15 protein-coding genes are annotated in these 12,530 nt (G+C 45.1%); 9 read left to right on the plus strand and 6 right to left on the minus strand.

Annotation, left to right across the window (positions count from 1 at the left end; genetic code table 11):
* Positions 1–232: 232 nt before the first annotated feature.
* Both BM058_RS02595 and BM058_RS02600 read right to left on the minus strand, forming a co-directional pair.
* Entirely contained in the window at positions 233–418 is a 186-nt protein-coding gene (locus BM058_RS02595) for a hypothetical protein (RefSeq protein ID WP_090925470.1), read from the minus strand.
* A 292-nt stretch (positions 419–710) separates the two neighbouring features.
* Positions 711–2,303, minus strand: coding sequence for a glycine betaine uptake BCCT transporter (locus tag BM058_RS02600; protein ID WP_090925471.1), 1,593 nt, complete (start codon positions 2,301–2,303; stop codon positions 711–713).
* A 699-nt stretch (positions 2,304–3,002) separates the two neighbouring features.
* On the opposite strand from BM058_RS02600, the gene BM058_RS02605 reads away from it, so the two are divergent.
* From BM058_RS02605 to BM058_RS02615, 3 genes are read left to right on the plus strand one after another with little or no spacing between them, the layout of a single operon-like run.
* Positions 3,003–3,881: a polysaccharide deacetylase family protein gene (locus BM058_RS02605; protein WP_177195397.1), complete on the plus strand. Its 879-nt coding sequence runs from the start codon at positions 3,003–3,005 to the stop codon at positions 3,879–3,881.
* Between the two features lie 16 nt (positions 3,882–3,897).
* The gene (locus BM058_RS02610; protein WP_090925472.1) at positions 3,898–4,239 is read left to right on the plus strand and encodes a nitronate monooxygenase family protein; all 342 of its coding nucleotides are present in this window, start codon (positions 3,898–3,900) and stop codon (positions 4,237–4,239) included.
* A 19-nt stretch (positions 4,240–4,258) separates the two neighbouring features.
* Complete coding sequence (locus tag BM058_RS02615) at positions 4,259–4,537, plus strand: UPF0223 family protein (protein WP_090925473.1); 279 nt, start codon at positions 4,259–4,261, stop codon at positions 4,535–4,537.
* A 96-nt stretch (positions 4,538–4,633) separates the two neighbouring features.
* Here BM058_RS02615 and BM058_RS02620 read toward each other — a convergent pair whose 3' ends face one another.
* Entirely contained in the window at positions 4,634–5,266 is a 633-nt protein-coding gene (locus tag BM058_RS02620; RefSeq protein ID WP_090925474.1) for a YktB family protein, read from the minus strand.
* A 219-nt stretch (positions 5,267–5,485) separates the two neighbouring features.
* On the opposite strand from BM058_RS02620, the gene BM058_RS02625 reads away from it, so the two are divergent.
* Positions 5,486–5,674, plus strand: coding sequence for a hypothetical protein (locus BM058_RS02625; protein ID WP_090925475.1), 189 nt, complete (start codon positions 5,486–5,488; stop codon positions 5,672–5,674).
* Between the two features lie 372 nt (positions 5,675–6,046).
* A complete protein-coding gene (locus tag BM058_RS02630; protein ID WP_090925476.1) occupies positions 6,047–6,856 on the plus strand; it encodes an inositol monophosphatase family protein in 810 nt (269 codons plus the stop codon).
* 31 nt (positions 6,857–6,887) lie between these two features.
* Here BM058_RS02630 and BM058_RS18100 read toward each other — a convergent pair whose 3' ends face one another.
* Positions 6,888–7,061 (minus strand): DUF5325 family protein, encoded by a 174-nt coding sequence (locus BM058_RS18100; protein ID WP_177195398.1) that lies wholly within the window; start codon positions 7,059–7,061, stop codon positions 6,888–6,890.
* Between the two features lie 152 nt (positions 7,062–7,213).
* On the opposite strand from BM058_RS18100, the gene typA reads away from it, so the two are divergent.
* Together typA and BM058_RS02645 are read left to right on the plus strand one after the other, a co-directional pair.
* Positions 7,214–9,055, plus strand: coding sequence for a translational GTPase TypA (gene typA, locus BM058_RS02640; protein WP_090925478.1), 1,842 nt, complete (start codon positions 7,214–7,216; stop codon positions 9,053–9,055).
* A gap of 34 nt (positions 9,056–9,089) precedes the next feature.
* Positions 9,090–9,455, plus strand: a complete 366-nt coding sequence (locus tag BM058_RS02645) for a YlaH-like family protein (RefSeq protein WP_245736796.1) — start codon at positions 9,090–9,092, stop codon at positions 9,453–9,455.
* A 265-nt stretch (positions 9,456–9,720) separates the two neighbouring features.
* Here BM058_RS02645 and BM058_RS18835 read toward each other — a convergent pair whose 3' ends face one another.
* Together BM058_RS18835 and BM058_RS02650 are read right to left on the minus strand one after the other, a co-directional pair.
* The gene (locus tag BM058_RS18835; RefSeq protein ID WP_177195399.1) at positions 9,721–9,888 is read right to left on the minus strand and encodes a BCCT family transporter; all 168 of its coding nucleotides are present in this window, start codon (positions 9,886–9,888) and stop codon (positions 9,721–9,723) included.
* A gap of 284 nt (positions 9,889–10,172) precedes the next feature.
* Positions 10,173–10,373, minus strand: coding sequence for a YlaI family protein (locus BM058_RS02650; protein WP_090925479.1), 201 nt, complete (start codon positions 10,371–10,373; stop codon positions 10,173–10,175).
* A 178-nt stretch (positions 10,374–10,551) separates the two neighbouring features.
* Here BM058_RS02650 and BM058_RS02655 point away from each other — a divergent pair, with 178 nt between their 5' ends.
* Positions 10,552–11,016, plus strand: coding sequence for a pyridoxamine 5'-phosphate oxidase family protein (locus tag BM058_RS02655; RefSeq protein WP_090925480.1), 465 nt, complete (start codon positions 10,552–10,554; stop codon positions 11,014–11,016).
* Positions 11,017–11,182: 166 nt separating this feature from the next.
* Positions 11,183–12,511: a PhoH family protein gene (locus BM058_RS02660; protein WP_090925481.1), complete on the plus strand. Its 1,329-nt coding sequence runs from the start codon at positions 11,183–11,185 to the stop codon at positions 12,509–12,511.
* Positions 12,512–12,530 lie beyond the last annotated feature (19 nt).

Raw genomic sequence — 12,530 nt, forward strand, 5'->3', positions numbered from 1 at the left:
TAAACGATTCATTTACAACATTTCATAACTGCACGCTGCACTTTTTTGGCGTCCCATCATATGGATAACGGGAGAGAAGACACAGGAAATACAAGAGACAGGTACCATTTTGTGTTTGAAAGAAAAGGCAAAGTATAAAGACAAAGTAGTTTATCAGAACTGATGAAAACGAGTCTGGGACAAAACCTCTAAAAGAAGCGAAAAATGGGGCTGTATCAAAAGCCGTTAAACGTTAAGGCATCCGCTGCAGGCGGACGCTTGCCGCGGGCAGCGCCTCAGCTACATCAAACGGTAAAACCGCCGTTTGATGGGATCTTCGGCTGCTGCTCTTCCCGCTGGCGTCGCCGCCTTCCGCTTCTGCCTGGGGTGAATTTTCTATATTACAGAAAAGGAGCTGCACCTTTTGATACAGCTCCATTTATCATTGCTGAGACAAACCGCTGCGCCAACATGCTTCGCTTTTACTCCAGAGCACAAGGGCGACATCGGTTCGCTGGGGCTCACCGTGTCTTCTTTGCCGCGCACGGCTCAGAAAGGAAAAGATCGGCTAAGACCGGCATGTCCTGTGCGGGCGCCGACCTGGTCCTCGGGAGAAAATCGCTACCTGCGGGGTCTTAAAATACGTGCTGTTTTCACAAAGGTCGCCGCATGTTGACTACGCTTAGTGAGTGTTTCTAAAACGGCAGCGAAATATTCGGTTTTTCGCCTTTTTATTTTTTGACTTTCTTCTTTAACTCTTCTTTTTCTTTTTTTAAACGTTCCTTTTCTTCCCTTAACTTGTTGCGCTCGGCCTGCAGCACCGCTTTGTCCGAGTGAATAATACTGCGCTCACTTTTAAGAGATTTCAGGATAGATATAACCATCAGCAGCATAATGAAAGTGAACGGCAGGGCGGCGATAATCATGGCTGTCTCAAGACCGCCGAGACCTCCGAAATAGAGAAGAACCGCAGCAGAAGACGACTGAATAGCTCCCCATACCATCTTAACAGACACTGGCGGATTCAAACTTCCATTGGTTGTCTGCATCCCGAGAACAAACGTAGCGGAGTCCGCGGATGTGACAAAGAAAGAAATAATAAGCAGAATAGCCAGTGTCACCATGAAACCAGAAAGAGGAAATTCGTTCAGCAGGGTGAAAAGGGCGAATTCATCCCCCTGATTCGACATAATCTCGTACAGTCCGCCTCCCATCAAACTGTTAATGGAAATACCGGTTCCACCGAAGACAGAGAACCAAAGCGCCCCGAAAAGAGTGGGAACGGCTATAACGCCGAGCATAAACTCCCGGATGGTACGCCCTCTGGATACCCGGGCGATAAACGTGCCGACAAACGGCGACCAGGCAATCCACCATGCCCAGTAGAAAATAGTCCAATTCTCCAGCCAGGCCCGGTCTCCAGAAAAGGCTGCTGTATTGAAACTCATGCTGGGCAGGTTTTGAATGTAACTGCCGAGTGTGGTCGTGAACACGTCCAACACGTATACCGTCGGTCCGACAGCCAAAAGAAAGAGCATTAAACCGATAGCGAGCACGATATTTGTCATACTCAGAATCCTTATCCCGCGGTTTAATCCGGTGCCTGCGGAAAACAGATAAAGCACGGTAATGATCGCTATAATAATCAGCTGGGTGACAATATTGTTTGAAATGAAATCAAAAGTGAAACTAAGGCCTCCTGTTACCTGGGCGGCACCGAAACCAAGGGAAGTCGCCACCCCGAAAATCGTGGCAAAGACGACAATCACATCGACGGCCGTTCCGTAAGGGCCGTCCATTTTATTTCCAAACAAAGGGCGCAGCGAAGCACTCACAACGCCGGGAGCGTCATGCCGGAACTTAAAGTAGGCAAGCGATAAAGCAACGATGGCGTAAATCGCCCACGGATGAATCCCCCAATGGAAAAACGAATACCGTAATGCGGCAGCAGCGGCTGCATTGGACTGCGGTTCTGCAGACGGAGGACCGTAGTAATGGTACAGCGGCTCAGCCACCCCCCAGAAAACAAGACCGATTCCCATCCCCGCGGTAAACAGGAACGCGAACCACGTAAAGTATCCGTACTCCGGTTTTTCATCCGGCTTCCCAAGTTTTATCTTTCCAAAAGGGCTGAAAATTAAATAGATCGCAAAAATAACAAAAGCTGTAGCTGATAACAGATAGAACCATCCAAATTGTTTGGATATAAAGCTCTGCATCGAACCGAGCACTTCATTTACGTTGTCAGGAGCGATTGCGCCCCATAAGATAAAAACAAACGCAATAAAAAACGAGATGTAAAAAACGGGTGTAAGCTTTCTCATCTCCGGCAGAACCACCTTTCCAAGTAATTATGAGTAACATTTTTTGCTGCAGGTGCCGGTGAACATAAATTGAAAATACGGGGCGCTATACGCCCCGTATAGTAACATTTCGTTTATGTGGTAAGGCAGAAAGCATGTGTAAAAAAGAAAAAGCTTTTCCGCTGAATATCACGCCTGTTGATTTGCCATATAAAGGAATGGGAAAGGGATCTATTAGGAAGGTGCATTTGTGATCAAAGCATATATCCCCCTTCTTTTTCGTTGGACGGAGCCGTCTGCCCGACTCCAGCGGGAGAAGCGTCAGCCGAAGATCACCGGAGGCTCATACGAGGTGAGTCAGATCGGCGTTGGCACAGGACGTGCCGAACTTAGCCGATCCTCCTTTACCACGATATAGCTGAGGCGACGCCCGCGGAAAGCGGGCAGGAAAGGCGGAGTCCAACGAAACGCTTCCTATATTTGGATAATCAACAGCCGTGGCTGAATATGTTTTTCTTAATAGTAAAGAGGTGTTAACTGTCCGCAAGCCGCAAAAATTATTATAACCATGATTGAAAGAGGAATCAACATAGAAATGATGTGCTCAACCCCCGTCACAATGTAGATAGATCGGTCTTTCTAAAAAAACTCATACCCTGGAACGATCCCTATTTTCACATATTTCTGGTAAAATAAAAATAAAAACAGGGGGAATTACAATTGAAAAAAATTTCGGCAGCAGTCTGTTTTCTTTTGCTGGGGGCCTGTGGTCTCAATACAGAAGAATCTTCAACCAACACCGAAGCGGGTCAAACACAAACCGAAGAAGAAAGCGCCATGAATAATGGAGAGAAAGAAGATAATGAGGAAACAAAAAATGCTGAAACAAATACGGAAACAGAAAATGCAGATAAGAAAGAGAAGCAGGGTGGAGACAACAAGGAAAATACTGGATCACTATATGAAGTAAACCCTGCAGATTCCTCGTTGGACACAATAAAAAAAGAAGCTGATCCGAAGAAAGTTCTTCTGACCATTGATGATGCTCCGGATACATATAGTGTAGATATGGCAAAGACACTCGCCGAAAAAGAAGTACCGGCTGTGTTTTTTGTGAACGGCCATTTTCTGAACAGTGAAGAAGGTAAGAAAAAATTAGAAAAGATAGCAGATCTGGGCTTTGAAATAGGGAACCACACTATGACACATGCCAATGTTTCAAAGCTGTCCCGTGCTGAGCTGGATGATGAGATCGAGGTGTTAAATGAAAAAATCGAAGATATCACCGGGGAAAGGCCAGGGTTTTTCCGGGCTCCTTTTGGTGATAATTCTGAGGAGAGCAAAGCTTATATAAAGGACCAGGGAATGACCTGGATGAACTGGAGCTATGGTTATGACTGGAATGCTGAATATCAGAACCCGGAAGCATTAACTGATATCATGGTTAATACAGAACTTCTAGGGAATGGATCGAATCTTCTTATGCATGACCGGGAGTGGACCAGTGAAGCACTGGACGATATCATAGACGGGCTGCGTGAAAAGGGATACGGTTTTATTGATCCTGATCATATAAAGGAAACGAACGGCGCAACGTAACAGAAAGCCGGGGCACATGCTGTTATGCGTGCATGCCCATACATTGTATCAGCTGATATTAACAGGTGCTGCAGAAACCGATACAGTTGAGATAAAAGAATCAATCGGTGCCCCAGGCCGTGTACTGAAGAACCGCCGAACCGGACAAATCCTTGAAATGAAGCAGTTTTCCCCTGTTGTTGAAGATATTTGTCCGTATATTGATGCAGAGGCCAACAAAGCTTTTATTCATGAAGGTAAGCAGGACAGCGGTTTTGGCTGGGCCGGACAGGTAACAGGCCGGATTCGCGATATCCCGTATGTGCAGGGACTTTTCAACCGAGTAAGCGAAGAGAAAGAACACGTAAAACAAAGATAAAACAGATAGGAGGATTATTATGGAAGAAGAATATCCAATGCCGTTTTCGATGGATTGGACAAAGGAAGAAATAATTGATGTGATGGAATTTTTCCGGGTGATTGAAGAAGCCTATGAAAAGCCGGTACGTAAGGAGACGGTACTGTCAAGGTACCGGCGCTTCAAAGAAATTGTCCCTTCCAAAGCAGAAGAAAAACAGTATTTACGGGATTTTGATGAAAAGGCAGGCGTTTCGTGCTGGAAAACGGTCCAGCAGGCCGGGAGAAAAGAAACGGAAGAAACTTTCAAGATGACTTAATATACGGCCGGTGTATGGGATCCGGCCGCATGCTCATCTGCCGCCTGTAAAATGCAGGAGCCTCGAGTGATGTTGGGAAAAAGCTGAACAGAGAAATCAGGGTGTTGATCCAATGGACAGCTGGTACACAGGAAGCAGGGTTTCAAACGTGTTTTTGGCTTCCTCTAAGAAAGCATCCCCGTCTTCAAGCAGAGGATCGTTTTTATCAATATGTCTGCCTATGAGAAACTCCCCTTTTTTCACATCGCGGAAACGTTCCAGTGAAGCAGTAATATCATCACTGCTGCTTTTTTTCAAAGAGAAAGCGTCCTTTTTTGTGTGATCCAGAGAAATAACATAGTGATTGGGAAGGTTTTCTATCGTTTCCTGATGTTGGAGGAAAACCTCAGCTGTTTCAGCTTTCTCCGGCATTTCATAAATGCAGGCAAACCATAAAAACACATGGTCGTCAAAAAGTCCAACCTGGAAATGAGGACGTTTTTTATACCCTCTTTTAGTGTCCGCAAGTGCAAGCCAAGTGTCGGTTGGCGGATTTTTGGTACGTCTGGCGTGTTTGGCAATATGAAGATGCATTTCCATTCCGAGCAAGACGGACAGCTCGTCGGTTAAATAGCTGCCAATGGCTGAAAATTTCGGCTGAATTCTGTTTCGGATAGCTTCCATTCGTTCGTCGAGATTATCGATAAAAAATGTTTCAAAATCCGACGGCCTGAATCCTTGAAAAGGCATGATGAAACTCTCCTTTCTATTGTCATGTTCCATACTATCCTCTTTACCCAGAGAAAATCAAATATAATCTTTATTCATTTTAACAAGAGTATCGTTTGAAAATATCGAAACATATGGTATAATATCAGAAACATAATACTCAGAATATTTTGTTAAGGTTACAATCAACCGTCAGAAGGCCCGTGGAACATCGAAACAAATAAAGGGGTGTGGGTGGCCATGGAACAAGTAATGCAGACATTGAAAAAAACCGGCGCTGAAGAGAGAATAGCCGTTCTCCGCATGGAGATTGATTATGAACTTGCAGGATTGTATGATGCCATGATGGAAGAGAATATGGAAAAAAGCAGTGAATGTAAAGACCGTCTTGAACAATTACGGTTGGAATTTATTCGTCTGGAAGCGTGACAAAACGAAACGTTTTTAAAATAGGGAAAGAGACTGGGACAAAACCTTTATAAGATAGAAGAATGCCGGACGATTTTTAAAAATCGCCCGGCATTCTTCGTTCCTGATATAAACCGCTGCGCCAAAATGCTCCGCCTTCACTTTAGAGCACAAGGGCGGCATCGATTCGCCGGCGCTCATCGTGGCTTGAAGTCAAAGTATTTTGGTTCCGCTTCTATTATGCTTTTAAACAACGCTGCAGGATATCCGTGTTCTTTTTGCGTAATATACTTTTGTCCCAGGCTCTTCAAACACGCAGCCTGTGAAGTGGGCTGTGTTTTTTTTATCCTGCGTATGAGATAATAACAAGCAGAAGAACACAGGAGGACTTACATGAACGAGAACTGGAACAATGTAAAAAATGAGGCAGTCAAATGGGTGGAGGAGGCAGGGAAGATATTAAAAGAATCCCTGTATGAACAATTGGATATCCAGACGAAATCCAACCCAAATGATCTTGTGACGGAAATGGATTATAAAGTGGAACGTATATTAAAAGAACGAATTGAACACTCCCACCCTGATCATAAAATTATCGGAGAAGAAGAAGCGGGACGTCATATACAGTCCACTGATGGCGTGATGTGGCTCATTGATCCCATTGACGGAACCACCAACTTTGTCCATCAAAAGTTCAATTTTGCGATTTCAGTTGCTGTAGTGGAAAACGGGGTAGGAAAAATCGGCATTATCTATAATGTCATACAGGATGAATGGTTCACTGCAGTTGCCGGGCAGGGAGCCTTTCTTAATGAAAGAAAGCTGGAACAAACAAAGCCCGTTACACTTCAGGAAGCTGTCCTTGGTTTGAACGGCCGGTGGCTTGCCCGGGAGAAACGGGCGGATGAACAGTCACTCCACCATATGGTCCGGCGTTCAAGGAGCGTCCGATCTTACGGTGCGGCAGCGATTGAGCTGGCCTACGTTGCATGCGGCAGACTGGACTGCTATATCAGCTTCCGCCTGTCCCCATGGGATTATGCGGCAGGGCTGGTGCTGCTGAAAGAAACCGGTCATCAGGTCTCAACCTTTCAAAACGATGAAGTACCGTTGCTTGAACCATGCAGGATTGCTGCCTCAAGACCGGGACTGCATGAAGAACTTCTTGACTACCTGTATGACCACAAAGGGTTTGAATACTAGGGTCTTCTGTCTTAAACAAGAGAGTCTTTGTTTATTGACCGGATCGGGATCGGAGTCTTCTTGCTGCAGCAAAAGAAAAGCCAAGCCCAAGTGCACAACAGACGGCAATCAGTATAGATCTCTCTGCGACGGCAATACCGAAAGAAGCAGTAGATAAGGCAGCGATAACCGCCAGGATAAGATAACTCCAATTTATCTGTTTCATAATGTCACCTTCCATTTTTAAAGTCTTCACCTCCTAGTGTACAGCGAAACCAGATTGGTGAAAACCTGAAATGTTTGTGCAGAACCATAATGTTTATGATACAATAGGAAAGTTGAAGAAGGAACGCATAGAATAGGAGCGGTGAAAAAGTTATGGCAGTACGCAACGATTTACGAAATATCGCCATGATCGCTCACGTCGATCACGGCAAAACGACAATAGTCGATGAATTCCTGAAACAGTCAGGAACATTTCGTGAGCATGAACAAGTAGACGAACGGGCTATGGATACAGACGATATAGAAAAAGAACGTGGTATCACGATTCTTGCTAAAAATACGGCTGTACGCTATAAGGACACAAGAATTAATATCATGGACACCCCGGGTCACGCAGACTTCGGAGGGGAAGTCGAACGTATTCTGCAGATGGTGGACGGTGTACTGCTCGTAGTGGATGCCTACGAAGGATGTATGCCCCAGACGAGATTTGTACTGAAAAAGGCACTTGAACAAAAACTCACTCCGCTTGTTGTGCTGAACAAAATTGATCGTGATATGGCACGCCCTAATGAAGTTATCGATGAAGTGCTTGATCTCTTTATCGAACTGGGAGCAGATGAGAATCAGCTGGATTTCCCGGTAGCATATTCTTCTGCCATCAACGGGACGGCGAGTACCGATCCGACCACGCAGGACAGCGGTATGGATGTTCTTTTTGAAATGATCGTCAATAATGTTCCAGCACCTGTTGATAACAGCACAGAGCCGTTTCAGTTCCAGGTAACGATGCTTGATTACAATGAATATCTAGGTCGTATCGGTGTCGGTCGTGTCTTCAGGGGGACTATAAAGACCGGAGACCAGGCTGTACTGATTAAACGGGACGGCTCCGTGAAAAAATTCCGCGTTTCCAAACTGTTCGGATTTATGGGGCTCAAGCGTGTTGAAATCGACAAAGGACAGGCTGGTGATTTAATTGCTATCGCCGGAGTGGAAGATATCAACGTCGGCGAAACAATTTGTCCGTCTGATTATGAAGATCCGCTTCCGCGTCTTCGTATTGACGAACCGACACTGCAGATGACATTTCTTGTGAACAACAGTCCTTTTGCGGGTCGTGAAGGGAAATTCATTACCAGTCGTAAACTCGAAGAACGTCTGCTTACACAGCTGGAGACGGATGTGAGTCTGAAAGTGGAAAACACGGATTCCCCGGATGTGTGGACCGTCTCCGGACGAGGAGAGCTTCATCTATCCATTTTGATTGAAAACATGCGCCGTGAGGGTTATGAACTTCAGGTATCAAAGCCGGCGGTCATTGTTAAAGAAATAGATGGTGTGTTAAGCGAACCGGTGGAAAGAGCACAGATTGATGTGCCCGAAGACTATACCGGCAATGTCATGGAAGGTCTTGGTGAACGTAAAGGCGAAATGCTGGATATGGTAAATAACGGCGATGGTCAGGTGCGCATGGATTTCATGGTTCCTTCCCGTGGATTAATTGGCTATACAACGGAATTCATGGCTCAGACGAAAGGGTTCGGCATTCTGAACCACAGTTTTGACGGCTATCAACCGCTTCACAGCGGTCAGGTCGGCGGACGTCACCAGGGAGCACTTGTCTCCATGGAAGACGGCAAGGCTACTCCTTACGGCATGATGCAGGTTGAAGACAGAGGTACCTTGTTTGTAGAACCGGGAACAGAGATTTACTCTGGAATGCTTGTAGGAGAACATTCCCGTGAAAATGATATAACTGTCAACATCACGAAAGAAAAGCATCTGACTAACGTACGTTCCGCAACGAAAGACACAACGGTTACGATGAAACGCCCGCGTGTATTGACACTCGAAGAAGCGCTTGAGTTTTTGAATGACGATGAGTATTGTGAAGTAACTCCTGAGTCCGTCCGTCTTCGCAAAAAAATACTGGATAAGAGTACTCGTGAGCGCGAGGAAAAAAGAAACAAACAGGAAAATAAAAATCCTTAACTTGATGGAATAGACCACGCACTAAAGAGAAGGGATGAAAAAAATGTACACTGCCGTTGCGCCTTTGAATGACATTGAAGTGACAAAAGAACAGCTGAGCTGGTTTGCCGGTGTTTTGAACGTTCATGAGGCGCCGATAACCGGATTTTGGCTGATGTATGCTGCGGTTGTGGTGATGTGTATCCTCGTTTATAACCTCGGGTTTGCACGCAGACTTCCGCTGTTGAAAAATGCGGTAGTGTACACCGTTATGTTAATTGGTGCTTTCCCCCTGACTATATTTGCTATCGGTATGCCTGTCGTGGAGTCATTACTGGCAGCTGCTGTCGTGCTTGGCATTTATAAAATCAGGCTCCGCCGGCACAAAAAAGAAAAACAGGAAAACGCAACATCTTCCTGACTAAAAGCAGCTGTTCCGCGGAGTTAATTAGCAAAATTCCCCTTCAGAAATTAGGAATGGCTTCTGTTTCTCCGTGCGTGGCAGATAGGAATGAAAAATGAAATAGGATTTGCGCTGCTGGTTGTAATTTTAAAAAGTACACAGTCAGCACCAGCGCAACTCTCTTAAGGCAGGTATTTTTCTCTTATAAAAAGGGTCCGATTATCCAAACAAGATAATCGGACCCTTTTTTATTCAACGTGTTGTATTTTTGTACCGGATTCTTTTATGGTGCAGTAACAGGGACATACTCATTTTGGTAATGTCTATATTCAATTATAGAATTTAGTGGATGAAAAATGGAGCTCATGGAGGAAGGCAGGTCTTTGGGAAAATGAAAATATGCTGAACCCCGAGCTGCTATTCCGTAAAGTGCCCAAGGATGAAGCCCCAATGAAAAAAGTATATTTTACAGCTGGGCAGCCGGATTCTCCTGTTGATCCTTCTTGGTGATGTGTAGTGACCGACAGGTTCAGCAATCCACCAAAACTCCTCCAAATTTTCACGTTTTCAAAATGACGCAAGGACCAGAATACCATAAAATTTTTTTTTTCACGGAAGGAGAGGTGGGTTAACGTAATTGTAGATGATGGGTGAAAAAAAGAGGAAGTGGTCGAGAATTCGGAGAAAAAGATGTATGTAAAAATCCGGGGAGCCTGAATGGCTGCACCCCGGAACTTACCAATCATCGTCAGAAATCGGATCCCGGTAAGGTCGGAAATTTCCCGTAGCCCATCTGTCGAGGGTTCTCCTTTCAATACGGTCATGACAGGTGCTGCACATATACGTGTGAATGGGACGGTTCCGCAGTTTTTTGGCCAGGGGATCATTATTATCCAAATCGTGTATCGTATCACAGATTACACATTTTACTTTCATACTATCCCTCCAGATACTTCCCTTTGAAAAAGGGACTGTTTCATTATAACATAGCAGTAGAGCAGTACATATTGACCTGGAGATGAAAGTCTTCAGGATGACTGCTTAAAGATTCCTCCCTCTGACTATCTTATACAGAGAATGGAATACACCGCTTCAAAATAAGGAGGGGCTGAATGTGCCGAATCATGTGGAAGCATGCTTGACCGAGGAGCTCTTGACTCTGCTCCGACAGGAACGTTACGTCACGTTGTCCACCATCGACCATGAGACGAATGCACCAAGTGTAAGTGCGATTTCCTGGCTTTATGCCATGGACTCAAAGACAGTCCGGTTCTGCGTGGAAAGCCGGTCTGCTATTCTTGATAACTTGAAACAAAATAATCAGATTGTTATTACGTTTATCGGCAGCGGATCCACGTATGCTATTTCAGGCAGAGGAACCATTATCTCTGAAGAAGTGGAAGACATGCCGATCAAACTCGGATTAATCGAGTGTCATGTCGAGGAAGTGAAAGATATTATGTTTTACGGCGCAAAGATTGTAAATGACCCGCAATTTGAAAAAACCTATGATGCCGAAGCAGCTCTGAAATTGGACAACCAGGTTATGGATGCAATGAAAAAAGAATCTCATGAATAATGCGTTGATATAATAAGTTGAGTATTTTTTACGTCAATATTGTCCAAGTTGAAGCATATGAAAGAACAAGGCCGTTTTTAATCTTTCGTTGTATTTGTCCTCCGTCCGCGTTTTATGCAAAAGAACGACGGTATAATGTTTCATATTTGAATAGGGAGGAACTGCTTTGGAAAAAATATATGTCCTGGACACAAATGTTTTACTGCAGGAGCCGCGGGCCCTTTTTCAATTTGAAGAGAATGAGGTTGTTATTCCAGCTGTGGTGCTGGAAGAAATAGACGCCAAGAAGAGGTACATGGATGAACTTGGACGAAATGCAAGGGAAGTATCGAGAATTCTTGACGGTCTCCGTAATAAAGGAATGCTCCATGAAGGAATCCCTTTGGAAAACGGGGGGAAAATCAGGGTTGAATTGAATCACCGTTCCTTCCATTTTTTAAGGGAGACGTTTGCGGAGATGACCAATGACAATCGGATTCTCGCCGTTGCAATGAACCTGCAGGCGGAACAGGAAAAAAACGAAACCCACCGGAACGTGGTTATCGTCAGCAAAGATGCACTTGTCCGGGTGAAGGCGGATGCTCTCGACATTAAAGCAGAAGACTTTCTTAACGACAGAGTCACAGAGCTTGACCAGATTTATAAAGGTAAATTCTACAGTAAAGTTGCAAAAGATACTTTGAACCAGTTTTATCAAACGCAGAACCTGCCTGTTTCCGAAATAGGGGTGGAGCAGCTGTATCCACATCAATTTGTCATTTTAAAGGACGCTTTGGGAAGTTCCGCTTCTGCTGTAGCTAAGGCTGATGAACATGGGAGGTGGCTGCGTCCGTTTTTTCACGAATCGGAACAGATCTGGGGAATTCATCCTAGAAATGTAGAGCAGAAGATGGCGATGGAACTGCTTTTGCGCGATGATATTCCGCTCGTCACACTGACCGGGAAAGCCGGGACGGGCAAAACACTGATTTCTCTTGCAGCAGGTCTCTTTCAGACCGAAGATATCGGTATGTACAATAAACTGCTGGTAGCCAGGCCGGTGGTGCCTATGGGAAAAGACATTGGATTTCTTCCTGGAGAGAAAGAGGAAAAACTGCGCCCGTGGATGCAGCCGGTTTTTGACAATCTGGAGTATCTGTTCAACACAAAAAAACCAGGGGAAATCGATCAGATTCTTGCTGGAATGGGATCCATCCAGGTGGAAGCCCTTACGTATATAAGAGGGCGGAGTATCCCGGAGCAGTTTATTATCATCGACGAAGCTCAGAACTTAACGAAACATGAAGTGAAGACCATCTTAACAAGGGTTGGTGAGCGCAGTAAAATTATCTTTATGGGAGATCCCGGCCAGATTGATCATCCATATCTGGATGAATTGAATAATGGTCTCTCCTACGTTGTTGAAAAATTCAAGGATCAGGCGGTGGGGGGGCATGTAAAGCTGGAAAAAGGCGAACGATCCGGCCTTGCCCAACTCGCTGCCGATATTTTGTAACACCGGCAGCCCGGACAAC

Origin of the sequence: Salibacterium qingdaonense (genome assembly GCF_900114715.1) — a bacterium.
GTDB classification, from domain to species: Bacteria; Bacillota; Bacilli; order Bacillales; family Marinococcaceae; genus Salibacterium; species Salibacterium qingdaonense.